We start from the raw sequence: 22,480 nt of genomic DNA, 5'->3' as shown, positions 1-22,480 counted from the left end.
GGCCGCAGCCTCGCGCTTGCAGGCTTTCCTTCCGGGCAATCATATGACGGACAATGGCACCACCCACTCCCCGGCAGACACCGGCAGGCGCGGCCCCCGGATCATGTTCTACAGCCACGACACTTTCGGGCTGGGTCACCTGCGAAGGTCGCGGGCACTTGCCGGTGCGATCACCGCAGCAAACCCTGACGCATCGGCTCTGATCCTCACGGGCTCACCGGTCGCAGGCCGGTTTTCCTTCCCGACCCGGGTCGACCATGTGCGCCTTCCCGGTGTCATCAAGCGCTCTGATGGCTCCTATGCATCGCGCACAATGGGCATGAGCATTGAGGAAACCGCCGACCTCCGTGCGGCTCTGATCCGGTCGACCGTTGAACAGTATAACCCGGACGTTCTGGTTGCTGACAAGGAACCTACTGGCTTTCGTGGAGAACTGATGCCGGCGCTTGACCTGTTGAAGACGCGCGGAAGCTGCAAAATGGTGCTGGGCCTGCGGGATGTTCTTGATGACCCTGATGTTTTGGCGGCGGAATGGAAACGTAAGCACGCGGTAGAAGCCACCCGTGATTTCTACGACGAGATCTGGGTCTATGGCCCCCGGTCTGTTTATGATCCGACGGAAGGCCTGCCCTTCACTCCTGAAATGCAGGCGCGGATGCATTGGACCGGCTACCTGCGCCGCGATCTTGGCCAGGTAGGCGAGCCGCCCGAGCAGCCTTACCTGCTGGTCACCGCAGGCGGCGGCGGTGATGGCGAAATGATGGTGGATCTGGTGCTTTCGGCCTATGAAGCTGACCCCGCACTCTCCCCCCGCGCGGTTCTGGTCTACGGCCCTTTCCTGTCAGGTGAGACCCGCGAGGATTTTGAAGAGCGTGTGGCGCGCTTGAATGGCCGCGTCACCGCGGTGGGGTTCGAGTCGCAAATCGAAACCCTGTTCGCTGGCGCTCAGGGCGTTGTCTGCATGGGCGGTTACAACACATTCTGCGAAGTCCTGTCATTTGACAAACCTGCTGTGATCGTGCCACGCACCACCCCGCGTCTGGAGCAATGGATCCGTGCAAGCCGGGCTGAAGAAATCGGCCTCACCACCATGCTGGACGAAACCCGGGATGGCTGGACCGCGCCCGCCTTGGCCAAGGCCATTCGTGCGCTTGCAGACCAGCCCCCGCCCTCGGCGGCTGGTTCCGAAGGGCTTCTGGACGGACTTGATTATGTGACCCGCAGAGTTGCCGCATTGCTTCAGGACACTCGCAGAGAGGCAGCTGAATGAACACGCCCCTTGCAGTGGTGGTCAAGGGCTGGCCGCGCCTGTCCGAGACGTTTATCGCGCAGGAGTTGGTAGCCCTCGAGGCTGCGGGCCATGCTTTCGTGATATGGTCCCTCCGCCACCCTACCGACAAAAAACGCCATCCTTTGCACAGGCAACTGAAAGCGCAGGTGAATTATCTGCCTGAGTATCTGCATGAAGAGCCGCATAGGGTCTGGCGAGCCCGAGCTGTGGCGCAGCAGCTGCCTGGTTACGCAGAGGCCTACCGTGTCTGGCGCAGCGACTTGCGCCGCGACCTGTCACCCAACCGCATCCGCCGCTTCGGCCAGGCCTGTGTGCTGGCTGCGGAAATGCCCGGTGAAGTCCTCGGTCTGTACGCCCATTTTCTGCATACGCCATCGTCAGTGGCACGCTATGCAGCAATCATGCGCGGCCTGCCTTGGAGCTTTTCGGCCCACGCCAAGGACATATGGACCTCGCCTGATTGGGAGCTCAAAGAGAAGCTCTCTGCCGCTCACCATGGTGCGGCCTTTGGTGCCACCTGCACCGGTTTCGGCGCTAAGCATTTGCAAGAACTGGCTGACACGCCGGAACGGGTCGATCTGGTTTATCACGGGCTGGACCTTGGCCGCTTCCCGGCACCGCCAGATCGCCAATTGCGCCAGCCGCAGGAGACGGTGCGTTTCATGTCCGTCGGCCGTCTGGTGGAGAAGAAAGGTTTCGACCGCCTGGTCGCCGCGCTGGGTTTGCTGCCTTCAAGCCTTGACTGGCACTGGACCCACATTGGCGGCGGCGGGCTGAGTGTCCTGCTGCAGGGAATGGCGGAGGACGCCGGGATCGCTCACCGCATAACGTGGCGGGGTGCCTGTGACCAGCCCGAGGTAATCGAAGCCATGCGCGCATCGGACCTGTTCGTGCTGCCGAGCCGCGTGGCGGCGGATGGTGACCGTGACGGACTGCCCAATGTACTGATGGAAGCTGCCTCCCAGCGGCTGCCGATCCTGTCTACCCCTGTTTCAGCGATCCCGGAGTTCATTGACCACGGCATTCACGGACTGCTTAGCGAAGACAGTCCCGAGGCGTTGGCTGAAAGCCTGCTTTACGCTGCCCGGCACCCTCAAAAACTGGCGGAACTGGCTGAGGCCGCGCTGGCGAGGCTGCGCTCGGAATTCAGAATGGACCCAGGCATTGCCCAGCTCTCCAAGCGGCTGAGCGCAATGCTGCAGGACCGTTGAATTCAATGCAGCCTGGAGCCGGAAAGCGGGTTGCCTTCTACGCGCCGATGAAGCCGCCGCATCACCCGGTGCCCTCCGGCGATCGCGAGATTGCCCGCAACCTGATGAGCCTGATCCGCAACAGCGGCGCGGAAGTGCAGCTGGTGTCTGATCTGCGGATCTACGACAAGCACGGCAGCGAGGAATTGCAGGCGGCCCTGACCGCGCAGGCTCAAGCCGAGGCCTCACGGCTAACCAATGAAATGCCGGAAACCGACCTCTGGGTCACTTATCACAATTACTACAAAGCCCCTGATCTGATCGGCCCTGCAGTAGCCCGAGCCCGAAGCATCCCCTACGTGCAAATTGAATCCACTCGCGCCACGAAACGCTTGTCAGGGCCGTGGGCTGAGTTCGCTCAAGCCGCCCACGATGCCGCCAATGTCGCCGGCGCGATTTTCTACTTCACTCAACAGGACCGCTTCGCACTCGAACGCGACCGCTGTGGCGATCAGGCCATTGCCCATCTGCCGCCCTTCCTGCCGCTTGAAGAACTGCCCGCCCTCTCCTCCCTGCAAGGTCCGATGCTGACTGCAGGCATGATGAGAGCAGGCGACAAACTCGCCTCCTATGCAATCATCGCAGATACACTGGCCCGTCTGTCCGGCGATTGGCGCTTGGAGATTGCCGGTGACGGCCCCGCCCGGCCTGCGATTGAAGCCCTGTTGGCCCCTTTTGGACCAAAGATATCTTTCCTCGGCCAGCTTGGCCGCGCAGAGCTGACGGCAGCCTATGCCAAGGCCAGCCTGTTCCTGTGGCCAGGTGTGAATGAGGCTGTTGGCATGGTCTATCTGGAAGCACAGGCCCATGGCCTTCCCGTCGCGGCCCAAAACCGGCCGGGAGTGAAGGACGTGCTACTGCCCGCAACCTACCCAGCACCTGAAGAAGGTGCGCAAGGTCTTGCATCTTTTACCAGCCAGTTGCTTGCAAACTCTGCCCTGCGCACTGAAACTGCCCGGCATGCACGCAACTTCATTTTGAACAACCACCTGGCACCCGCCGCAGCCCGGCGTTTCTGGGACACGGTTCTGCCGCTGATGGGATCGCGCGCATGATACGCTTAGCTCTTCTGCGCCACGGCCACACCGCCTGGAACCGGGCTGGCCGTATTCAGGGGCGCAGCGACATTCCGCTGGACGATCAGGCCCGTGCTGAGCTGCGCGGCTACGCCCTGCCCGAAGACTGGCGGCGGGCAGAACTTTGGTCCAGCCCCCTGATGCGTGCGGCGGAAACCGCAGATTTGGTTGCCGGACGCAAGCCGCACGTTGCACCGGAACTCACTGAAATGAACTGGGGTGAATGGGAAGGGCTGCACGGTGCGGACCTGAAAGATTCCCCTGACAGCGGCTTCCGGGATATCGAGGACTGGGGCTGGGACTACCGCCCGCCCGGCGGTGAAACACCTGCTGAAGTCTGGTCCAGGGTTGAGCCTTGGCTGCATGGCCTGACCCAGGACTCTCTGGCAGTTTCCCATATCGGCATCATGCGTATGATCCTGGCCCGCGCGCACGGCTGGGACTTTAACGGCCCTCCCCCTTTCCGCGTCAAGCGAAACCGGCTGTTTGTGGTTGAGATTAGCAGGAGCAGCCTGCTCCCCTGGCCCGAACCGGTCCGCCTGCTGCGCGAGGATGCCTCATGAAAGTGCTGATCGCTGTCACGCATCTTCTGGGTACCGGACACCTGTCGCGCGCCCTGACACTGGCGCGGGCTTTCCTGGCAAAAGGCCACATGGCACAGGTCGTCTCAGGCGGATTTCCCGCGCCGCAACTCAATACGGACGGGATCGAGCTGCTGCAGTTGCCGCCGCTGCGCTCCGACGGCGTGGACTTTACCCGTCTGCTGGCAGAGGATGGCACCCTGGCGGACCGGTCATATCTTGCGAGCCGCCAAACAGCCCTTTGCGCCGCCTTGCAGCACCTACAGCCTGATGTGCTGATCACCGAGCTTTTCCCTTTTGGACGCCGTTCCCTGCGCAAGGAATTCCTGGATCTGCTGGAAGCCGCGCACGCGCTGTCCCAGCGGCCGGTAATCCTTTCATCCATCCGCGACATCCTTGCTCCGCCTTCCAAGCCAGAGAAAGCGGGAAAGGCCGATGCGGTCATAACGAAGTTTTATGACGCGGTTCTCGTCCACTCCGACCCTGCCGCGACCCGGCTGGAGGCCAGCTGGCCTGTTTCCAAGGCACTTGCAGGCAAGCTGCGCTACACCGGTTACGTGGCGCCTCCCGCTGCGGGTCCGCATCCGCGGCTTGCAGGCGCAGGTGAGGTACTGGTCAGTGCAGGGGGCGGCAGCGTCGGGACGCCGCTCTACCGCGCCGCATTGGAGGCCGCCCGGCTAATGCCCGATGTCCCCTGGCGGCTTCTGGTCGGCGGCGCGGACGCAAGTGCGCGGATTACGGATTTATCCAAATTAGGTTCCCCTGCCCGGCTGGAGCCTGCGCGCAAGGATTTCCGCCAGATGCTGTCCCACGCGGCCGCCTCTGTCAGCATGTGCGGCTACAACACTGCGCTGGATCTTTTGCAGGCAGGGACTCCTGCGGTGCTGGTCCCGTTCGACGCCGGCAACGAGACCGAACAGGGCTTGCGCGCGGCCAGCCTCGCCCCCCTCAACGGCGTCCGGGTCATAGAAACCGCACACCTCACCCCTGAAACGCTATGCACTGCGGTCAAGGCGGTATTGCAGGCGCCGCCGCGGCTTGCAGGCGGTTTCAGGTTTGACGGGGCCGCCCGTAGTGTGGACATTGCCGCAGAACTTGCGGGAGGGCGAGGATGACACCGGATTGGCGCAGTCTGGATGAGGAGTTGGAGCATTGGCAGGAGGCAGGACACACTCTGCCGCTTTGGTGGCGGGACGACGATGCAATGTCCCAGTCCGCTGAGCTCGAACGGCTGGCAAAACTCTCAGCCGACCTCGACCTGCCCGTGCATCTTGCAGTGATCCCGCATGGCGCCACGCATGACTTGGTCCGTTTCGTTGCCGGTCACCCTATGATAATCCCGGTTGTCCACGGATGGGCGCACCAGAACCATGCACCGGCGGGTGAGAAAAAGGCCGAATTCGGGGCTCACCGCCCGCTGGAAGAACTGCTGGACGACGCAGAGCGCGGCCTGACCGCTTTGCAGAAGATGTTCGGCAGCAGTTTAAGGCCGATGTTCGTGCCGCCCTGGAATAGGATCTCACCGGAAATGCTGACTTGGCTGGCCGGCGCCGGCTTTTCGGCGGTCTCCACCTTCACTCCACGCAAGGCAGCCAAGCCCGCCTCGGGACTGCTGCGGGTGAACACCCATCTGGATCCGATTGACTGGAAAGGCAGCCGCAGCTTGCTGCCGCCGGAACAGCTGATTGCTCAGGTGACGCGCCAGCTGCGCGACCGCCGCATAGGAGACGCGGACAATGCAGAACCTTACGGGCTGCTGACACACCATCTGGTTCATGACGAGGCAATCTGGTCTTTTGTCAGCGCATTGGCCAAACGTTTGCTGGATGGCCCCGGAGAGGCCTGGATTTATGATGAAAGGATGTCCTGAATGAGCCGTCTGGATTCCATGCTGCGCAGGCTGACGGCCCAGCGGGACGGGTTGAACTGGGCTGCGGAACAGATTGCCAAGCTGGATGGCGATGTGCTCGACATGGGGCTTGGAAACGGGCGCACCTATGACCACCTCCGAGAAATTCTGGCAAGCCGCCGGATCTGGGTGATTGACAGGGTATTGCAATGCCACCCTTCCTGCGTTCCGCCTGAGAAAGATTTTTTGCAAGGCGAAGCTAGACCAATGCTGGAACTGCTGGCGGCGGAAAACCGCAGGATTGCACTCGCACACTACGATTTCGGCTTTGGCGTCAAAGAAAAAGATGTTGCTGAAGCTGCCGCACTTTCACCGGAAATTGCCCGGGTTATGGCGCCTGGCGGCATCATCGTCTCCGGCCAGCCTCTGTCAGGCTTTCAGGAGCTGGACGGCCCTGCGGGCATCCCCCCAGGCCGCTATATGTTCTACCGGGCCGTTGATTAAGTTCTGCCCTTCTGACCAGCCACGCAAAGCGCCCACCCGTCCCACGAGCAGGCGGACACCTTGCCATTGGCTAATTGCCAGTATCAGGCCACGCGCACACCGCGCGACCAGACGCCGCGCAAGGCAGGCGTGTCCGCCTTGATGCCAAAGCGGATCAAGTCGGCGCGCTTACCGGCCTCCATCCGGCCACGGTCCTCCAGGCCCACCGCATCCGCCGGCGCGTGTGTCACCGTGCCAAGCCCCCGCGCCATGTCGCCCCATAGTCCGCCCAGCTTGACCGCTGCCATCAGAAGCGCCGCCGGCACATAATCCGACGACAGGATATCCAGCAATTCCACCTCCGCCAGCTCGTGCGCGGCCACGTTGCCGGAGTGCGAGCCGCCGCGGATTAGATTCGGTGCGCCCATCATGACCTTGATGCCATGAGCGTGACAGGCCTGTGCGGCCTCCACGGTTGTCGGGAATTCGGCTAGGCGGATGCCGTGGCCTGCGGAAACGGCCACTTGCGCTTCCGTGGTATCATCATGGCTTGCCAGCACCGCGCCGAAGTGATTAGCCGCTTTAACAGCCTCCGCTTCGTGCACTGCGCCGTAGGTCTCTTGGAGCTCCATCAAATGCGCCACATGCGCTTGAAAGGCTGCATCATCAAACCCGTGTTTACCCTTCACGTATTGCTCCAGCTTGGAGATATCGCGGAACTGGCGCTGTCCAGGCGTGTGATCCATCAGTGAAACCAGGCCGACCCGGTCCTCTTCTCCAAAGGCTTTCAGCTCATCGACCAGAGTATCCGTGCATATTTCCGCCCGCAGATGCAGGAAGTGCGAGATTTTCAGTGCGTCTGCGGCCCGCAGTTCCAAAAGCTCCGATGCCAACTGCCGGGCATAGGCACCGTAACGGCTTTCCCGTCGGCTGATCGAACCAACCCGCATAGCATCAAAAACCGTGGTGATACCGGTGCCTGCCAGTTCGGCATCGTGTGCGATTATTGCGCTGGCGTGCGGCCAGTCCACCTTGGGGCGCGGCTGGATATGGCGCTCCAGGTTGTCGGTGTGAAGCTCAACCAGACCGGGGCAAACGTAATCGCCTTCGCAGTCTACCGCCCCTACAGGCACCGACGCTCCCCCGGAGATATCGGCTATCTTACCTTCAGCAACTTTCACACTGCCGATCAGGGTTTCCCCCGGAAGCACCAGCCTGGCATTGGCAAGGATCAATTCATCTGTCATCTGAACTTCACATCTTTCGAGCTATGGAAGGCCACGTTTAGGAGGCCAATGTGACATTCACGCGATACGCGATCTACTACGCTCCCCCCGCCGATGAGGCGTGGAGCCGTTTCGGCGCCAAGTGGCTGGGCTGGGACATGGAAACCGGGACAGCGCTGCCCCATCCGGAAGGAACCGGGCTGAATGTGGCGGCAATTACGGACGTGCCGCGTAAATACGGTCTGCACGCGACGATGAAGCCGCCTATGCGTCTCGGTGAAGGGCAGACGCAGGCTGCCCTTGAAACCGCCTGCGAAGCCTTGGCCGGCTCTCAAGCACCTGTTTTCCTTTCCGGTCTGCACCTGGCCAGGCTCGGCCGTTTTCTGGCTCTGCGCCCCACCGGGGATCAGAGCCCGCTGAACGCCTTGGCGGCTGCCTGCGTGATGGAACTTGATACGTTTCGTGCCCCGGCGCCTGAGGCAGAACTGAACCGCCGCCGCACAGCGGGCCTGACACCGGAGCAGGACGCGAACCTCACCCGCTGGGGCTACCCTTACGTGCTGGATCAGTTCCGTTTCCACATCACTCTGACTGGCAAGCTTCCCAAGCCGGAATTGCCCGCCGTGGAAGACACCCTGAGCAAGCATTTTATCCCGCTGCTGCCTGAGCCCTTCGAGATCCGTGATCTGGCACTGATGGGGGAAGCGCCGGACGGAAGGTTTCACCTTATCCACCGCTATGCCCTTTCCGGCTGAATGACCGCCAGCGCAGCGTTCACCGCTTTACTGAGCGCCCCGCTGTTGTCAATTTCATGCACCCGGCTCAGCCCGCCCGGCAGCGGATTGACCGCTCTGGCCAGGCGTTTCTGAACGTTTGCTGCGTCCTCCCGCCCCCGGGCGGCTAGCCGTTCCGCCAATACCTCTTGCCGGGCTGTCACGGACAGAACAATGAAATCCCCGAACACCTCCTGGGCCTCCAGCAGTACTGTACGGGACAGGTTAACCAGCACACCGCCCGAACCTTCACGCTGCTTTTCAATGTCTCGCGGAATGCCATAGCACAAACCGTGCGCTTGCCAGTGCAGGGCAAACACCCCGTTTCCAGCCAAGGCAGAAAACTCCGCCTCGCTCACCGGCTGGTAATCTTCTCCGCCTGCCTCCGGCGCGCGGGTGACCACCCGGCGCATCACCCGCAGTTGCGGGCCAGAAACCGCCAGAGCCGACATCAGGCTGTCCTTGCCAACGCCCGAGGGGCCGACCACGGCGATCACCGGGCCTTTTGCCGCGGCGCCGGTCATGCCGCACTCCGCGGGCTGAAGGCCGAGACATTTATGAAGCGATCGCAGACCTGTTCGCGGGCGGTCTCGTCATGGAAGATGCCGACAATCGCTGCGCCGCGCGCCTTGGCCCCCGCGATCAGCTCCAGTACCGTGGCGCGGTTCTGCGCGTCCAGGCTGGCGGTGGGCTCATCCAGCAGCAGCGCCGGGTAGTCGTGGGCAAAGCCGCGGGCGATATTGACCCGCTGCTGCTCACCGCCCGAGAACGTGGTGGGGCTGAGGCTCCACAACCGTTCGGGAATGTTCAGCTGCGCCAGCAGGGACGCGGCCTTGTCACGGGCGGCATTGACAGGGGTGCCCACCGCCAGCAGCGGCTCGGCCACGACGTCCAGTGTCGCCACCCGCGGCACCACCCGCAAAAACTGGCTGACGTAGCCCAGCGTGTGACGGCGCAGTTCAAGGATCTCGCGCGGTTCCGCCGTCGCCACGTCCGTGCCGCCCACCATGACGCTGCCGGAGGCTGCCAGGTAGTTGCCGTAGATCACCCGCATCAGGGTGGATTTCCCCGCCCCCGATGCGCCGATCAGGCCGACGCATTCGCTGGGTTTGACGCTCAGGCTGGCGCCCTCCATCACCGGGATCACCGCACTGCCCTGATTGTGCAGGGTGAAGCTTTTGCTGACGTTGTTCAGTTCAATCATCTCATCACCCTCAGACTTGCAGCACGCTAGAGACCAGCAGCTGGGTATAGCCGTGCTGGGGGTCGTCCAGCACCTGATCGGTCAGCCCGCTTTCAACTACATGGCCGTCCTTCATCACCATCAACCGGTCCGCCAGCAGCCGCACTACCGCCAGATCGTGGGTAACGATGATGGCGCTCAGGCCCATCTCGCGCACCAGTCCGCGCAAGAGATCCAGCAACCGCGCCTGCACCGAGACATCCAGCCCGCCGGTTGGTTCATCCATGAACACCAGCCGCGGGCCGGTCACCAGGTTGCGGGCGATCTGCAGCCGCTGCTGCATGCCGCCGGAGAAGGCCGAGGGACGGTCATCAATGCGGCTGTCGGCAATTTCCACCCGGCCCAGCCAGTCGGCAGCGCGTTCGCGGATCGATCCATAATGCCGGTCGCCCACCGCCATCAGCCGCTCACCGATGTTACCGCCAGCCGAGACCGACATCCGCAGCCCGTCACGGGCGTGCTGATGCACAAAGGCCCAATCGGTGCGGCTGAGCATGCGCCGCTGCGGTTCCGACATGGTGACAGTATCCACCGGCCCGTCCGCACGGGTGTCAAAGATCACCTCGCCGCGGTCCGGCGTCAGATGCCCTGCCAGGCTGTTCAGCAGCGTCGACTTGCCCGAGCCGCTTTCGCCGACGATGCCCATCACCTCACCGGGGTAGAGGTCAAAGTTCACTTCCGTACAGCCGATGCGCGCGCCATACATCTTGGCGACGTTTTTCACTTGCAGCAAAGGTGTCATCACGCTGCCTCCTCTCCCAGGCGGCCGCTATGGCCCGCCTCGCGCCGCGAGCGGCAATAATCCGTGTCCGAGCAGACAAACATCCGGTTGCCCGCGTCATCCAGGATCACCTCATCCAGATAGCTGTCCTCTGCGCCGCAAAGGTCACAGGAGTGGTCGGCCTTGCTGGCCTCGAACGGGTAGTCCTCGAAATCGAGCGAGACGACCTTGGTGTAGGGCGGCACCGCATAGATGCGCTGCTCGCGGCCTGCGCCGAACAGCTGGATCGCGGCCATTTCCATCTTGGGGTTGTCGAATTTCGGGATCGGCGAAGGGTCCATCACATAGCGGCCCTCGACCTTGACTGGATAGGCATAGGCGGTGGCGATGGCGCCGTGCTGGCTGATGTCCTCATAGAGTTTCACGTGCATCAGGCCGTATTCCTGAAGCGCATGCATCTTGCGGGTTTCGGTCTCGCGCGGCTCGAGGAACCGTAGCGGCTCCGGGATCGGCACCTGATAGACCAGGATCTGATCCTCGCTCAGCTCGGCCTCGGGGATGCGGTGGCGGGTCTGGATAACGCTGGCGTTGGCGGTTTCCTCCGTCGTGGCCACGCATGCCGTGCGTTCAAAGAACTTGCGGATCGACACCGCGTTGGTGGTGTCATCTGCGCCCTGGTCGATCACTTTCAGCGTGTCTTCCGGCGTCAGCGTTGCGGCTGAGACCTGAACGCCGCCGGTGCCCCAGCCATAGGGCATCGGCATCTCGCGGCTGGCGAAGGGCACCTGATAGCCCGGCACCGCCAGCCCTTTGAGGATCGCCCGGCGGATCATCCGCTTGGTCTGTTCGTCCAAGTATGCAAAGTTGTAGTCGCTCATTCCGCAGCCTCCTGTGCTGCAAGGTTTTCCGCCAGTTCTGCAGCCTCGCGGCGCAGTTTGCGGACCAGCTCCAGCTCGGACTGGAAATCGACGTAATGCGGCAGCTTGATGTGCTCGAGGAAGCCGGTGGCCTGGATGTTGTCGGCGTGGCTCAGGACAAACTCCTCGTCCTGTGCTGCCGCCCCGACGTTGTCCTCGCCAAGCTCTTCCCAGCGCAGGGCGCGGTCAACCAGCGCCATGGCGATGGATTTGCGCTCTGACTGGCCGAACACCAGGCCATAGCCGCGGGTGAATTGCGGCGGCACGGTTTTGGAGCCCTTGAACTGGTTCACCGTCTCACATTCGGTCAGCGCGATCTCGCCGATCTCGATGGAAAAGCCCAGCTCGGGGATCTCCATTTCGACCGGCACGGTGCCAATGCGCAGCTCGCCGACAAAGGCGTGGTTGCGCGCATAGCCACGCTGGGTCGAATAGGCCATGCCAAGGATGAAACCCTCATCGCCGCGCGTCAGCGATTGCAGCCGCACAGCGCGGCCCGCCGGAAAGGCCATCGGCTCGCGGGTCAGATCGCCCGGCTCCGCGTCCGAGGCGGGCTCGCGCTCGATGATGTCCTCGCCCTGCAGGAACTCCGTGATATGCGGCGTCGGCTCGCGGCGCGGCTCTGCTTCTGGCGCGGCAGGCACCTCGCCGTCAGCGGCCAGTTTGAAGTCGAGCAACCGGTGGGTGTAGTCGAATGTCGGCCCCAGCACCTGTCCGCCCGGCGCGTCCTTGAAGGTAGCCGAGATGCGGCGGTCACAAGCCATCGCGCCGGTGTCCACCGGCTGCGTGTAGCCAAAGCGCGGCAGCGTGGTGCGATAGGCGCGGATCAGGAAGATCGCCTCGATCAGGTCGCCGCGCGATTGTTTGATTGCCAACGCGGCAAGGTCGGGATCATAGAGCGAGCCCTCCGCCATCACCCGGTTGACCGCAAGGGCCAGTTGCTCGCGGATCTGGGCGAGGCTGAGCTCGGCCACGGAGGTGTCGCCGCGGCGTTCCTCGGCCAGCCAGGCATGGGCGTTGTCGATCGCCTGCTCGCCGCCTTTTACTGCAACATACATGGTCTATTCCCCAGCGGTGACTTTGGTCGAGCGGGGCAGCGCCGCCAGCTTCGACCCCGATGTGAAAAAGAAATCGACGCCCAGCGGATAGAGCATCGCGTTTTGCTGAAATGCGTCCAGTTCCGGCAGCGTCAGGCGGGCGCTGTCCTTGATCCCCGGCCCTTGCAGCCGTGCGTTGGGGGCATCCAGTTCTGGCATCTCGACGATCAGCGTTGCCGACCGGTCCGGATATTCCGCGGTTCCTATGCGGAAGCGATCCAGCGGCATCAGCGCCGCCCAGCGGCCCAAGGCGAAATCCGCCCGCTCAGCCGCGACAACCGGCGCGCCGGTGTGAAAGGTCAGCCAACCGCGCAGGTCGTCGCTGTCCACATCCGGCGCCAGATAGACGCCGGTTTCCGGGTCACACAGGGTCAGCAGCAGCGCGCCAGCCGCAGACGAGATGCCGTCGAGCGGCACAGCGCCGCTGATCTGCTGGATCGTGCCGGGGCGCGCCATGGCGTTCATCGCGGCGCGGAACCCATGCGCCGAATCCACCGGCGGGTTGGCAAAGCCGCCGCCGTAGATGGTGTTTTGGGTCTGTGGCTGCATCAGTCTTCGCCCCGTACCATTGTGAAAAATTCGACGTTGGTGGCCGCGGCCTTGGCGGCGCGGGCTTCCTTCCTGGCCGTCTGTTCGGCGGCCAGCGGAGCCAGCACTGCGGCACGCAGATCGTCCGCTGCCGAGGTCTGCATCAGCGCGTCAATCTTGGCGGCGATCTCGGCCTTGGCCTTGCTGCGGCCCTGCACATATCCGTGGCCCGCGCTGCCATCCGCCAAAACCAGCGCGCAGCGGGTGACCGTCATCTCGCCCAGGTTGAAGGGCGCGCCGCTGCCGCCCATGCGGCCGCGCACCATGACGCCGCCCGCTTCGGGCGCGCGCAGCCAGTCAAAGGCAGGATCCGCCCCGTAGCCCTGCCACAGCTCCGAAAGCCGGGCCTCGTCTGCACTGGCCAGCAGGCTCATCCAGCCCTTGCGGTCCTGTGCGGAAATATTCGTGTTCATCTGTCTAAGCCTCTTGGCCGGGTTGTCTACTTCAACTATACAACTAGACAAATGTTAGCCGAGTCGCTCCGGGCGGCGCAATCTGAGTCTTGTGAAAGTTCCGTGACATGGCCCGCACCCCCGTTTGGAAATCCATTGCCATTGCCCTAACCGACGACATCGCGCAGGGGCGCTACGAGACCGGCGCCAAGCTGCCGCCTGAGGCACAGTTGTCCGCACGCTTCGGGGTAAACCGGCACACGGTGCGCCGCGCCCTGGCCGAGATGGCCGAGCAGGGACTCGTCCATGCGCGCCGGGGTGCGGGCGTGTTTGTGGCGGCCAAGCCCGCGGATTACCCGATCGGCAAGCGGGTGCGCTTTCACCAGAACCTGGCCCGCGAGGGGCGCACTCCGGCCAAGCAGGTGTTGATGCTGGAAACCCGTGCGGCCGGTGTACGCGAGGCTGAGGCGCTGGGGCTGGCGCCGGGTGATCCGGTGCATGTCTATGACGGGCTGTCGCTGGCCGATGGCCAGCCGGTGGCGCTGGCGCAGGCGATTTTTCCGGCGGAACGGTTGCCGGATCTCTGCGGCGCCCTGCGCGAAGAAACCTCGATCACCGCGGCGCTGAAGGCTTGCGGCGTGGCGGATTACACCCGGCTCGAGACCCGCATCACCGCCAAGCTGGCCACTGCCACGCAGGCCTTGCATCTGCGCATCAGCGAAGGCGCGCCAATCCTGCGCACCACCTCGATCAGCGTGGACCCCGACGGCACACCGGTAGAGTTCGGCCGCACCTGGTTTGCCGGTGACCGGGTCACCCTGACCGTCGGCGGCGAGGACTGAGGCCACACGGGCCGACACCCGCACAGCAAAAAGCCCCCGCCAACTGGCAGGGGCCGTGTTCCGCGGGTGCGGGGTTTACTGCTTGGCGTTGAAGACAAACAACGTTTCGCCGTTGATCTGGTAGCCATTGATCAGTTCCTTGGCCTTGTCCGAGACCAGCCAGCCCTCCAATTGCATCGCCAGATCATGCTTCACATGGGGATGCTTTTCCGGGCTCACTGGCAGGTAGGCATACTGGTTGAACAGCACCGGATCGCCCGCGAACAGCAGATCCAAACCGCCTTTGTTGCCAAAGTTCAGCCAGCTCGCGCGGTCCGACATGATATAGGCATCCATGCCTGCGGCGGTGTTCAGTGCGGCGCCCATGCCGGCCCCGACCGCTCGGTACCACGTGCCGAAAGCTGCGGGATCCAGCTCTGCCGCTTTCCAAAGGCTCAGTTCCTTTTTATGGGTGCCGCTGTCATCGCCGCGGCTGACAAAAGATGCCTCGGCTTCAGCAATCTTTTGCAGCGCCCCGGCTGCGTCGGCAGCTTCCGCGATTCCAGCTTCATCCCCCTTGGGGCCAACAAACACGAAATCATTGTACATGATCTCGCGGCGGTGGGTGCCGTTTCCGCCTGCCAGGAACTTCTCTTCGGCCGACTTCGAATGCACCAGGATGGCATCCACGTCGCCCGCCTCGCCCAGACGGATCGCCTGGCCGGTTCCGACCACCAGCAGCTGAACCTCCAGCCCCAGGTCCTGTTTGATCTCCGGCAGCAGGATCTCTGCCAGGCCGGAATTGTGGAAAGAGGTTGTCACCGCCATTTTCAACTCTTCCGCCATTGCGGAAGTGGCAAGAGCCAAAGAAGCGACTGCGCTGATAATCAGCTTTTTCATTCGACAATATCTCCGTTCAGAAATGCGCGTGCTTGCGCGGTCTCCGGCCCGGCGAAGAAATCATTTGCCGGACCAAATTCGTGAATGCGGCCTCCAAGGACGAAGATCACCTCATCCGCCAGACGCCTTGCCTGCCCCATATTGTGGGTCGACATGATCAGCCGCGTGCCAGAGGCGGCGGCCCGGGCAAGGATTTCCTCGATCTCGCGCGTGGCGCGGCCATCCAGAGCCGCACAGGGTTCATCCAGGAACAGCACCTGCGGTTCGCGCACGAGCGCGCGGGCGAGCGCCAGCTTCTGCCGCTCGCCGCCTGAAAGCATGGTGGCCTGACGCTCCAGAATCGCGCCCAGGCCGACCCGCGCCGCCCATTCGGCGGCCAAAGCGCGGGCTTCCTTGCGGCCCGTTCCGGTCAAACGCAGCGGATAAGCGATGTTTTCTATTACCGTCCGCCGCATCATGACCGGAGTCTGGAACACGAAGGCCTGATGTTTCTGCGCCTCGTCCAGGGGGCAGGTCCAGCCAAGGCTGCCTCCATTCATCCGCACAATACCGTGCAGCATCTTCAGCAGCGTCGTTTTGCCCGCCCCGTTGGGGCCAATCACAATCGAAGTGCCCTGCCCCTCCAGCGTCAGGTCCACAGGGCCGACCAGCACCTTGCCGCGGCGGCGCACCATGGCGCCCCTGGCTGTCAGCGGAAACAGCTGCATCACCAGCGACCCTCGCTTTCGGTGTGGCCCAGCCAGTGAATCGCCAGGTTCACCGCGATAGCAAGTGCGATCAGCACGAACCCAAGACCCAGCGCCATGGCGAATTCACCCTTACCCGTCTCCAAAGCGATCGCCGTCGTCAGAACCCGGGTCGCGTGGTCGATGTTGCCACCGACCACCATGATCGCGCCCACTTCTCCTATGGCGCGGCCAAAGCCCGCTAGGGCGGCAGTCAGCAACGCCCGCCGCCCGTCCCACAGAAGCGCCTGAATACGCTGGAATTGCGTCGCGTTCATCGAAATCAGCAGATCGTGGTAATCGCTCCACAACTCGCGCAACGACTGATGCGCAACCGAGGCCACCAACGGCACCACGATGATCACCTGGGCAATGATCATAGCGGTGGGGGTGAACAGCAGGCCGAACACACCGAACGGACCGGCCCGGGACAGGAACACATAGACCACCAGCCCCACGACCACCGGCGGCAGCCCCATCAGCGCGTTCAGCACCGCAATCGTGGCCCGGCGCAGACGGAAACGCCGCACCGCCAGAAACGCTGCAAGCGGCAACGCAATCGTACAGGCAATGACCAAGGCCGTAAGCGTCACCCGCAGCGAGCGCAGGGTTATCTCCACCAGATCCGCGTCCAGCGTCACCAGCAGCCAAAAGGCCTGGCTCAGTCCTGCCCACAGATCATCCATTGCGTACGGTCACACTCCCTCGGGCCACATACCGGTCCGGTCTAACACGGCTTTTCACGGCTCCAAATCACAGGAGAGGACGCCGGGACAGCCAAAAACGGCAAAACGGCTGGAAATTTATGCTGTTGATACCCATCTGAGAAGCAACGGCAGGCAGAAGACACCACCTGTTAGCGCCAAATCACCGCATTTGGCTCCGTTTCCGCTCACACGCGCTTGCGCGGATGATATGAACATGAAACAACCCCCGCCCAAAGTGTCACCCCGGACGCAACCTTGAGGATACGCCATGTTCGACCTGCAATCCATGCGGGATCAGCTCGCCAACCACTACGATCTGGCTCCCAACCCGGCCTTGGCCGAACAGATGGCAGACGTCTACGCCCGCATGGACCGCGTGGTAAACCCTGTCGAATGGGCGACCCATGCGCCGTATGTTGCGGCAATTCTGGAACTGAAGAAACAGCGTAACGCTGTGATTCTGGCGCATAACTACATGACGCCGGAAATCTATCACGGCATCTCTGACGTCGTTGGAGACAGCCTGCAGCTGGCGATCGAGGCCACCCGGGTCGAGGCTGACGTGATCGTGCAATGCGGCGTGCACTTCATGGCCGAAACGTCCAAAATCCTCAGTCCGGAGAAGACCGTGCTGATCCCGGACATGGAGGCCGGCTGTTCGCTCGCCGAAAGCATTACGGCCGAAGGCGTCGCCGAGATGCGCCGCCGCTATCCCGGCGCGCCGGTGGTCACCTATGTGAACACCACTGCCGAGGTGAAGGCCGCGTCGGACATCTGCTGCACCTCCTCCAATGCCGCGCAAATCGTTGCCGCGATGGAAGAGGACACCATCATCATGACCCCGGACCAGTATCTGGCGCAGAACATCGCCCAGCAGGTGCCGGAAAAGAACATCGTCTGGTGGGAGGGCTCCTGCATCGTGCATGAGCAGTACACCGCCAAGGACCTGCGCGACTTCCGCGAGTGGAACCCGGGCACGCGGCTGATTGCCCACCCGGAATGTCCGCCGGACGTGGTTGCCGAGGCCGACTTCTCCGGCTCGACCAGCGGCATCGTCAAATACGTGACCGACGAGAAGCCGGAAAAGGCCCTGCTGATCACCGAATGCTCGATGGCGTCGAACATCGCCGATCAGCTGCCCGAGGTGGAGTTTGTCGGCCCCTGCAACATGTGCCCCTACATGAAGAAGATCACGCTGGAGAAAGTCCTGTGGTCTCTGCACACCATGTCCGAGCCGGTCGAAGTGGATCCCGAGGTTGCCGAAAAAGCCCGCATCGCGGTGCAGCGGATGATTGACCTTTCGCAAAAGCTGGGCATCTGATCCGTGATCGAAACCGGCCGTATCGTCATTGCCGGCGCAGGTCTGGGCGCGCTTTACGCCGCGCTTGAGCTGGCGCCCCGGCCGGTCCTTGTTATCTCCCCCGAAACCTTGGGCGAGGGCGCAAGCTCGGCCTGGGCCCAAGGCGGTGTGGCCGCAGCAATGGCCAGCCATGACACGCCAGAGGCCCACGCCGCTGACACCCTGCAGGCGGGGGCCGGCACGGTGGACCCTGCGGTTGCCGCCATGGTCACGAAGGTGGCCCGCAAGCACATCATCGATCTGACCGAACTTGGCACTCCCTTTGACCGCGACGCTGATGGCAACTATGTGATGAGCCGCGAAGCTGCCCATTCCGCCGCCCGCGTGGTCCGGGTGAAGGGTGATCAGGCCGGCGGTCAGATCATGCGGACGCTGATTGCCGCGGTCCGCGCGGCGCCCTCTGTGCAGGTTCTGGAAAACACCCAGGCCGTGCGGCTGGAAACAGAGGGCAGCACAGCCACCGGCATCTGGATCACCCGCGCCGATGCTCCATCTGCTCCAGTGCTTGTCAAAGCGCCAGCTGTGCTGCTGGCGGGCGGAGGCTCCGGCGGGCTTTACGCCCACACCACCAATCCGCACCGCATCCGCGGCCAGGTGATCGGATTTGCCGCCCGCGCCGGTGCCCGCATCGCCGACCCGGAATTCGTGCAGTTCCACCCCACCGCCTTTGACATCGGCGAGGACCCGGCGCCGCTCGCCACCGAGGCTCTCCGCGGCGAAGGCGCAGTTCTTGTCAATGCGCGCGGCGAACGGTTCATGCTGGCCGCGCACCCCGACGCGGAGCTGGCTCCCCGCGACATTGTCGCCCGCGCCATCTTTGCGGAAACGCAAGCCGGGCGCCGCCCGATGCTCGACACACGCGACGCCTTGGGCGCGGAGGTCCTGACCCGTTTCCCAACCGTGGCAGAAACATGTGCACGCGCTGGAATCGACCCGGTGCAAAAGCCGATCCCGGTTGCCGTCGCTGCCCATTACCACATGGGCGGGGTAGAGGCGGACATGAATGGCCGCACCAGCCTGGCCAGGCTCTGGGTGTGCGGCGAGGCATCCTCGACCGGTCTGCACGGCGCCAACCGTCTCGCCTCCAACGGGCTGCTGGAGGCGCTGGTCTATGCCCGCAATGCCGCGCAGGACATGGCATCATTGGCTGCCCCTTCAGACGCCGGAGCCGTCCGGCCCAGCTTTCCGGAAGGCGGACAGGAACTGGACCCGGCGGCGTTGAATGACTTGCGCCAAACCATGACCGCCCACGCTGGCGTCCGCCGCACTGCCACCGGCCTGAAACATGCCCTTGCCGCAATTGCCCGGCTTGAAGCTGAACAGGCAGCGGACGAGAACTTTACCAATATGTGCGCAACCGCCACGCTGATCGCCGCCGCCGCGCTTCAGCGCGAGGAAAGCCGCGGCGGTCATTTCCGCGACGATTTCCCTGACGCTGATCCCGCGCAGGCCCACCGCACCCGCATCACCCTGGACGAGGCCCTGGCGATCCGAACCAAGGCTGTGAAGGAACTGACATGAGTACTCAATTCGCCACTCTGCCTGACTTGATTCTGGAACCGATGGTTCGCGCCGCGCTGATGGAGGACTTGGGCCAGAACGGCGATATCACTACCCGCGCGGTTATCCCGGCCTCCGCAACCTACTCGGCCCGGCTGAATACCCGCGAGGACGGTGTGGTCTCCGGTATGCAGATCGCCCGCATCGCTTTTCACCTGGTGGACGCCGGCCTGAAAATCGAAACCCTGCTGGCCGACGGCTCGCCATGCAAAAAGGGCGACACCCTGATGACTATCGAAGGCTCTGCTGCCTCGATCCTGTCGGGCGAGCGCGTTGCGCTGAACTTTGCCGGCCGCCTTACCGGCATCGCCACCCTGACCGCCGCCTTTGCTGCCGAGACACGCGGCACAGGCACACGTATCACCTGCACCCGCAAGACCACTCCGGGCCTGCGCATTGCCGAGAAGCAGGCCGTGCTGCACGGCGGCGGCTACAACCACCGATTCGGCCTGTCGGACGCAATCCTGATCAAGGACAACCACATCGCTGCCGCCGGCGGGGTCAAGGCGGTGCTGGAAGCCGCCAAGGCCAGCGTCAGCCACATGATGAAGGTGGAAATCGAGGTCGACACCCTAGACCAGCTCGCTGAAGTGATCGCCACCGGCGGCGCCGATGTTGTGCTGCTCGACAACATGGATACACCCACCCTCGCCAAGGCCGTGGAGATGGCCAAAGGCCATGTCGTTTCCGAAGCCTCCGGCAACATGCGGCTTGAGCGCATAGCCGAGGTGGCGGCAACCGGGGTCGACTACATTTCTTCCGGCGCGCTCACCCATTCGGCGCGAACGCTGGATCTGGGCCTCGACTTCTGAACATCGGGCGTGCGGCGCTCAATTCAGCACCGCGCGCTTGGACAGAGCTGTCAGCGTGCCGCCTACAGCACCCCTCGGGGCACAGACTCCCGCCACTCCTTGGTTACCGCCACTTCTTTTTCCGCGCCTTCATAAGCCGTGACCTTGCGCCAGAGATAAAAATTCTCGCGGTCGCAGGTCACCTTGTTCTCCGTATCGATCGAGACCTGCCAGCCGCCGCGCTCGAATTCAAAGGTCCAATCGCTGGCAAAAGCTGCGGTTGCCGGATCGTCCGGATGCACTTCGTAGTGCATCGCCACATGACTGCCCACGCACATGCCGTGGTAGGGGTCTACAGCCTTCCCGTAGTCGTCAAAAGTGTCGAGCACCAATGCGCCGTCCTCGCGGGTCCACATCTTGGAGCGGCCGCTGGCGTTGCGCAGTTGCTCAGCCTTCAGTACCGGATAATCCCGCGCCGCGCCTGGGTTCTGCGGCAGGATCTCTTCAGTCACGAAACGTTCCGGCAACACCAGTGAGCTATCCTCCAGATGCAGCATCACCTCGGCTGCTTCTGGCGAGGGCCAAACAATAGGCCAGTAAGACGTAGACAATGCCAGCCGCAACACATGACCAGGCTTCAAGCGGTGCGCGCATTCATTCAGTTCAATCTCAGCTTCATAGCGCTCGCCCGGCACAAGTTTCTCAGGAGCCTCGAAGCCATTGCGGCATGAGAGGTTCAGGGGCCGGTATGTGATCCGCTGTGAAACGCCTTCCGGCGAGACATCGCAAACCCGTGCCACCAGCTGAGCCACTGGTTTATCTACGCTGAACGCCACCTTCACCCGCGGCCGGCCCAGCAGTTCCAGCGGTTCGGCCAAAGGCGCGGTCTCAAAGCAAGCCGACAGCCTGTCATCCTCCGCCTGATCGCCCGCCAGTTCATTGTCGTACCGCATGCCCGGGCAGAAGTATCCCCCGGCCCGGCCCAAGGTCGCCGGGCTGCTGATGGCCAGCGTTCCGGCCACGGGCTGGTCTCCCAGAGTTCCCTGCCCCAGAAACATCACCCGGTCCCGCACATTTGGCGAGGGCCACTTCGCCTCAGCCACCCAACGGCCTTGGCGCGGCTTGTTCTGCATGCTGGGGTTGAAATGCTCTTGCATGAAAATACGGTAATCCGGCAAATCTTCGGCACCGGTTTCCTCGCCCTTCAGCCACTTGCCGAACCAGCGCAGCACCTCGCCATGGAAATCGGCAGGATCCAGCTTGGCGATGTGGGCATAGCGGTGCTCCCACGGGCCAATCATAGCCTTCGCAGGCGCGGTCAGGTTGGCCGCAAGCGCGGAAGGCGCATTCACATAGGCATCGGCCCAGCCTGTGATCGCCAGCACTGGCGCCTGAATTGCGGGCCAGTCTTCGCAAACCGATCCGTGCTTCCAGAAATCCCCGCGGACTTGCCGGCGCAGCCACTCGGCAGCCATGAACGGCATTTCCTCAATCCGCTTAATCCAGTCTTCCCTCCAATCCGCGCGATGCACCGGGTCGGCGGGGCGCGACTGGTAGGCAAACATCTGGCTGCCCCAATTGGCATTATCGCTCAACAGGCAGCCGCCCATGTAGTGGATGTCATCGGCGTACCGGTCCACGGTCGAGGCCACCGAGACCACCGCCTTCAGCGCCTGCGGGCGGCGGAAGGCCAGCTGCAACCCGTTGAAGCCGCCCCAGCTGATGCCGATCATGCCAATGTTGCCGTCGCACCAGTTTTGTGCAGCTATCCATTCGAGCACAGCTTCGCCGTCGCTCAGCTCCTGTTCAGAGTATTCATCATCAAACACGCCCTCACTGTCACCGGTCCCGGAAATATCCACCCGGACACAAGCATAGCCCTCGGCTGCGAATACGGTGTGCGTGGTTTCATCCCGCGGCGCAGTGCCATCACGCTTGCGGTAAGGCAGGTACTCCAGAATTGCCGGAAACGCCCCCTCACCCGCGGGCATCCAGATGCGCGCCGAAAGCCTGCGCCCGTCAGGTAAGGTAATCCAGGTGTTTTCAATGATGCTGTAAGTGCCGGGCATGGGCGGTAACCTCTTTGTCAAATGTAGCGTCTGCCTTGACCGCACATTTCCCAATTTTCC

24 protein-coding genes are annotated in these 22,480 nt (G+C 63.2%); 12 read left to right on the top strand and 12 right to left on the bottom strand.

Annotated elements, in window-relative coordinates; all coding sequences use genetic code 11:
- Window positions 1-43 precede the first annotated feature (43 nt).
- From KUV26_RS09820 to KUV26_RS09790, 7 genes are read left to right on the top strand one after another with little or no spacing between them, the layout of a single operon-like run.
- Window positions 44-1,270 (top strand): glycosyltransferase family protein, encoded by a 1,227-nt coding sequence (locus tag KUV26_RS09820; RefSeq protein WP_261398604.1) that lies wholly within the window; start codon window positions 44-46, stop codon window positions 1,268-1,270.
- Window positions 1,267-2,502: a glycosyltransferase family 4 protein gene (locus KUV26_RS09815; RefSeq protein WP_222508206.1), complete on the top strand. Its 1,236-nt coding sequence runs from the start codon at window positions 1,267-1,269 to the stop codon at window positions 2,500-2,502. Before KUV26_RS09820 ends, KUV26_RS09815 begins: the two co-directional genes overlap by 4 nt.
- Window positions 2,503-2,507: 5 nt before the next feature.
- Window positions 2,508-3,596, top strand: coding sequence for a glycosyltransferase family 4 protein (locus tag KUV26_RS09810; protein WP_261399816.1), 1,089 nt, complete (start codon window positions 2,508-2,510; stop codon window positions 3,594-3,596).
- Window positions 3,593-4,180 carry a histidine phosphatase family protein gene (locus tag KUV26_RS09805; protein ID WP_222508205.1) on the top strand — a complete coding sequence of 196 codons (588 nt, stop codon included), beginning with the start codon at window positions 3,593-3,595 and terminating at the stop codon, window positions 4,178-4,180. The genes KUV26_RS09810 and KUV26_RS09805 overlap by 4 nt, the downstream gene beginning before the upstream one ends.
- Window positions 4,177-5,313 carry a glycosyltransferase family protein gene (locus tag KUV26_RS09800; RefSeq protein ID WP_222508204.1) on the top strand — a complete coding sequence of 379 codons (1,137 nt, stop codon included), beginning with the start codon at window positions 4,177-4,179 and terminating at the stop codon, window positions 5,311-5,313. Before KUV26_RS09805 ends, KUV26_RS09800 begins: the two co-directional genes overlap by 4 nt.
- Window positions 5,310-6,068, top strand: coding sequence for a polysaccharide deacetylase family protein (locus KUV26_RS09795; protein ID WP_222508203.1), 759 nt, complete (start codon window positions 5,310-5,312; stop codon window positions 6,066-6,068). Before KUV26_RS09800 ends, KUV26_RS09795 begins: the two co-directional genes overlap by 4 nt.
- Window positions 6,069-6,551: a class I SAM-dependent methyltransferase gene (locus KUV26_RS09790; protein WP_222503347.1), complete on the top strand. Its 483-nt coding sequence runs from the start codon at window positions 6,069-6,071 to the stop codon at window positions 6,549-6,551.
- An 83-nt stretch (window positions 6,552-6,634) separates the two neighbouring features.
- Here the strand turns inward: KUV26_RS09790 and KUV26_RS09785 are convergent, their stop codons facing one another.
- Window positions 6,635-7,777, bottom strand: coding sequence for an alpha-D-ribose 1-methylphosphonate 5-triphosphate diphosphatase (locus KUV26_RS09785; RefSeq protein WP_222508202.1), 1,143 nt, complete (start codon window positions 7,775-7,777; stop codon window positions 6,635-6,637).
- A 50-nt stretch (window positions 7,778-7,827) separates the two neighbouring features.
- Between KUV26_RS09785 and KUV26_RS09780 the strand changes: the two genes are divergently transcribed.
- Window positions 7,828-8,511 carry a DUF1045 domain-containing protein gene (locus KUV26_RS09780; protein ID WP_222508201.1) on the top strand — a complete coding sequence of 228 codons (684 nt, stop codon included), beginning with the start codon at window positions 7,828-7,830 and terminating at the stop codon, window positions 8,509-8,511.
- Here KUV26_RS09780 and phnN read toward each other — a convergent pair.
- The 7 genes from phnN to phnG are packed head-to-tail and all read right to left on the bottom strand — an operon-like array spanning window position 8,493 to window position 13,508.
- Window positions 8,493-9,053 (bottom strand): phosphonate metabolism protein/1,5-bisphosphokinase (PRPP-forming) PhnN, encoded by a 561-nt coding sequence (phnN, locus tag KUV26_RS09775; protein ID WP_222508200.1) that lies wholly within the window; start codon window positions 9,051-9,053, stop codon window positions 8,493-8,495. The genes KUV26_RS09780 and phnN overlap by 19 nt on opposite strands.
- Window positions 9,050-9,733 carry a phosphonate C-P lyase system protein PhnL gene (gene phnL, locus KUV26_RS09770; RefSeq protein WP_222508199.1) on the bottom strand — a complete coding sequence of 228 codons (684 nt, stop codon included), beginning with the start codon at window positions 9,731-9,733 and terminating at the stop codon, window positions 9,050-9,052. Before phnL ends, phnN begins: the two co-directional genes overlap by 4 nt.
- Window positions 9,734-9,743: 10 nt before the next feature.
- Entirely contained in the window at window positions 9,744-10,514 is a 771-nt protein-coding gene (gene phnK / locus KUV26_RS09765) for a phosphonate C-P lyase system protein PhnK (protein ID WP_222508198.1), read from the bottom strand.
- On the bottom strand, window positions 10,514-11,371 hold the full coding sequence (locus tag KUV26_RS09760; protein WP_222508197.1) for an alpha-D-ribose 1-methylphosphonate 5-phosphate C-P-lyase PhnJ: 858 nt from the start codon (window positions 11,369-11,371) through the stop codon (window positions 10,514-10,516). Before KUV26_RS09760 ends, phnK begins: the two co-directional genes overlap by 1 nt.
- Complete coding sequence (locus tag KUV26_RS09755; protein ID WP_222508196.1) at window positions 11,368-12,468, bottom strand: carbon-phosphorus lyase complex subunit PhnI; 1,101 nt, start codon at window positions 12,466-12,468, stop codon at window positions 11,368-11,370. The genes KUV26_RS09760 and KUV26_RS09755 overlap by 4 nt, the downstream gene beginning before the upstream one ends.
- A gap of 3 nt (window positions 12,469-12,471) precedes the next feature.
- Complete coding sequence (phnH, locus tag KUV26_RS09750) at window positions 12,472-13,056, bottom strand: phosphonate C-P lyase system protein PhnH (protein WP_222508195.1); 585 nt, start codon at window positions 13,054-13,056, stop codon at window positions 12,472-12,474.
- Entirely contained in the window at window positions 13,056-13,508 is a 453-nt protein-coding gene (phnG, locus tag KUV26_RS09745) for a phosphonate C-P lyase system protein PhnG (RefSeq protein ID WP_222508194.1), read from the bottom strand. Before phnG ends, phnH begins: the two co-directional genes overlap by 1 nt.
- Before the next feature lie 107 nt (window positions 13,509-13,615).
- On the opposite strand from phnG, the gene phnF reads away from it, so the two are divergent.
- Window positions 13,616-14,329 carry a phosphonate metabolism transcriptional regulator PhnF gene (gene phnF / locus KUV26_RS09740; RefSeq protein ID WP_222508193.1) on the top strand — a complete coding sequence of 238 codons (714 nt, stop codon included), beginning with the start codon at window positions 13,616-13,618 and terminating at the stop codon, window positions 14,327-14,329.
- Between the two features lie 75 nt (window positions 14,330-14,404).
- Here phnF and KUV26_RS09735 read toward each other — a convergent pair whose 3' ends face one another.
- The 3 genes from KUV26_RS09735 to KUV26_RS09725 are packed head-to-tail and all read right to left on the bottom strand — an operon-like array spanning window position 14,405 to window position 16,619.
- Window positions 14,405-15,208 (bottom strand): substrate-binding domain-containing protein, encoded by an 804-nt coding sequence (locus KUV26_RS09735; RefSeq protein WP_222503336.1) that lies wholly within the window; start codon window positions 15,206-15,208, stop codon window positions 14,405-14,407.
- A complete protein-coding gene (locus tag KUV26_RS09730; protein WP_222503335.1) occupies window positions 15,205-15,915 on the bottom strand; it encodes an ATP-binding cassette domain-containing protein in 711 nt (236 codons plus the stop codon). The genes KUV26_RS09735 and KUV26_RS09730 overlap by 4 nt, the downstream gene beginning before the upstream one ends.
- Window positions 15,915-16,619 (bottom strand): ABC transporter permease, encoded by a 705-nt coding sequence (locus KUV26_RS09725; protein WP_222508192.1) that lies wholly within the window; start codon window positions 16,617-16,619, stop codon window positions 15,915-15,917. Before KUV26_RS09725 ends, KUV26_RS09730 begins: the two co-directional genes overlap by 1 nt.
- 289 nt (window positions 16,620-16,908) lie before the next feature.
- On the opposite strand from KUV26_RS09725, the gene nadA reads away from it, so the two are divergent.
- Genes nadA through nadC form a run of 3 tightly spaced genes read left to right on the top strand, consistent with a single transcriptional unit; the run spans window position 16,909 to window position 20,372 of the window.
- Window positions 16,909-17,961 (top strand): quinolinate synthase NadA, encoded by a 1,053-nt coding sequence (nadA, locus tag KUV26_RS09720; RefSeq protein WP_222508191.1) that lies wholly within the window; start codon window positions 16,909-16,911, stop codon window positions 17,959-17,961.
- A gap of 3 nt (window positions 17,962-17,964) precedes the next feature.
- Complete coding sequence (locus tag KUV26_RS09715) at window positions 17,965-19,521, top strand: L-aspartate oxidase (RefSeq protein ID WP_222508190.1); 1,557 nt, start codon at window positions 17,965-17,967, stop codon at window positions 19,519-19,521.
- The gene (gene nadC / locus KUV26_RS09710) at window positions 19,518-20,372 is read left to right on the top strand and encodes a carboxylating nicotinate-nucleotide diphosphorylase (protein WP_222508189.1); all 855 of its coding nucleotides are present in this window, start codon (window positions 19,518-19,520) and stop codon (window positions 20,370-20,372) included. Before KUV26_RS09715 ends, nadC begins: the two co-directional genes overlap by 4 nt.
- Before the next feature lie 62 nt (window positions 20,373-20,434).
- Here nadC and KUV26_RS09705 read toward each other — a convergent pair whose 3' ends face one another.
- The gene (locus tag KUV26_RS09705; protein ID WP_222508188.1) at window positions 20,435-22,420 is read right to left on the bottom strand and encodes a CocE/NonD family hydrolase; all 1,986 of its coding nucleotides are present in this window, start codon (window positions 22,418-22,420) and stop codon (window positions 20,435-20,437) included.
- Window positions 22,421-22,480 lie beyond the last annotated feature (60 nt).

Origin of the sequence: Leisingera daeponensis (genome assembly GCF_019801465.1) — a bacterium.
Classification (GTDB): Bacteria; Pseudomonadota; Alphaproteobacteria; order Rhodobacterales; family Rhodobacteraceae; genus Leisingera; species Leisingera daeponensis_A.
The sequence above is the reverse complement of the archived record's forward strand: the minus strand, read 5'-3'. Positions and strand labels throughout refer to the sequence as shown.

Excerpts from the sequence above, each read along its gene's own strand:
- KUV26_RS09820 (WP_261398604.1), top strand. The coding sequence starts at position 44 with ATGACGGACAATGGCACCACCCACTCCCCGGCAGACACCGGCAGGCGC.
- KUV26_RS09815 (WP_222508206.1), top strand. The coding sequence starts at position 1,267 with ATGAACACGCCCCTTGCAGTGGTGGTCAAGGGCTGGCCGCGCCTGTCC.
- KUV26_RS09810 (WP_261399816.1), top strand. The coding sequence starts at position 2,508 with ATGCAGCCTGGAGCCGGAAAGCGGGTTGCCTTCTACGCGCCGATGAAG.
- KUV26_RS09805 (WP_222508205.1), top strand. The coding sequence starts at position 3,593 with ATGATACGCTTAGCTCTTCTGCGCCACGGCCACACCGCCTGGAACCGG.
- KUV26_RS09800 (WP_222508204.1), top strand. The coding sequence starts at position 4,177 with ATGAAAGTGCTGATCGCTGTCACGCATCTTCTGGGTACCGGACACCTG.
- KUV26_RS09795 (WP_222508203.1), top strand. The coding sequence starts at position 5,310 with ATGACACCGGATTGGCGCAGTCTGGATGAGGAGTTGGAGCATTGGCAG.
- KUV26_RS09790 (WP_222503347.1), top strand. The coding sequence starts at position 6,069 with ATGAGCCGTCTGGATTCCATGCTGCGCAGGCTGACGGCCCAGCGGGAC.
- KUV26_RS09785 (WP_222508202.1), bottom strand. The coding sequence starts at position 7,777 with ATGACAGATGAATTGATCCTTGCCAATGCCAGGCTGGTGCTTCCGGGG.
- phnN (WP_222508200.1), bottom strand. The coding sequence starts at position 9,053 with ATGACCGGCGCCGCGGCAAAAGGCCCGGTGATCGCCGTGGTCGGCCCC.
- phnL (WP_222508199.1), bottom strand. The coding sequence starts at position 9,733 with ATGATTGAACTGAACAACGTCAGCAAAAGCTTCACCCTGCACAATCAG.
- phnK (WP_222508198.1), bottom strand. The coding sequence starts at position 10,514 with ATGACACCTTTGCTGCAAGTGAAAAACGTCGCCAAGATGTATGGCGCG.
- KUV26_RS09760 (WP_222508197.1), bottom strand. The coding sequence starts at position 11,371 with ATGAGCGACTACAACTTTGCATACTTGGACGAACAGACCAAGCGGATG.
- KUV26_RS09755 (WP_222508196.1), bottom strand. The coding sequence starts at position 12,468 with ATGTATGTTGCAGTAAAAGGCGGCGAGCAGGCGATCGACAACGCCCAT.
- phnH (WP_222508195.1), bottom strand. The coding sequence starts at position 13,056 with ATGCAGCCACAGACCCAAAACACCATCTACGGCGGCGGCTTTGCCAAC.
- phnG (WP_222508194.1), bottom strand. The coding sequence starts at position 13,508 with ATGAACACGAATATTTCCGCACAGGACCGCAAGGGCTGGATGAGCCTG.
- phnF (WP_222508193.1), top strand. The coding sequence starts at position 13,616 with ATGGCCCGCACCCCCGTTTGGAAATCCATTGCCATTGCCCTAACCGAC.
- KUV26_RS09735 (WP_222503336.1), bottom strand. The coding sequence starts at position 15,208 with ATGAAAAAGCTGATTATCAGCGCAGTCGCTTCTTTGGCTCTTGCCACT.
- KUV26_RS09730 (WP_222503335.1), bottom strand. The coding sequence starts at position 15,915 with ATGCAGCTGTTTCCGCTGACAGCCAGGGGCGCCATGGTGCGCCGCCGC.
- KUV26_RS09725 (WP_222508192.1), bottom strand. The coding sequence starts at position 16,619 with ATGGATGATCTGTGGGCAGGACTGAGCCAGGCCTTTTGGCTGCTGGTG.
- nadA (WP_222508191.1), top strand. The coding sequence starts at position 16,909 with ATGTTCGACCTGCAATCCATGCGGGATCAGCTCGCCAACCACTACGAT.
- nadC (WP_222508189.1), top strand. The coding sequence starts at position 19,518 with ATGAGTACTCAATTCGCCACTCTGCCTGACTTGATTCTGGAACCGATG.
- KUV26_RS09705 (WP_222508188.1), bottom strand. The coding sequence starts at position 22,420 with ATGCCCGGCACTTACAGCATCATTGAAAACACCTGGATTACCTTACCT.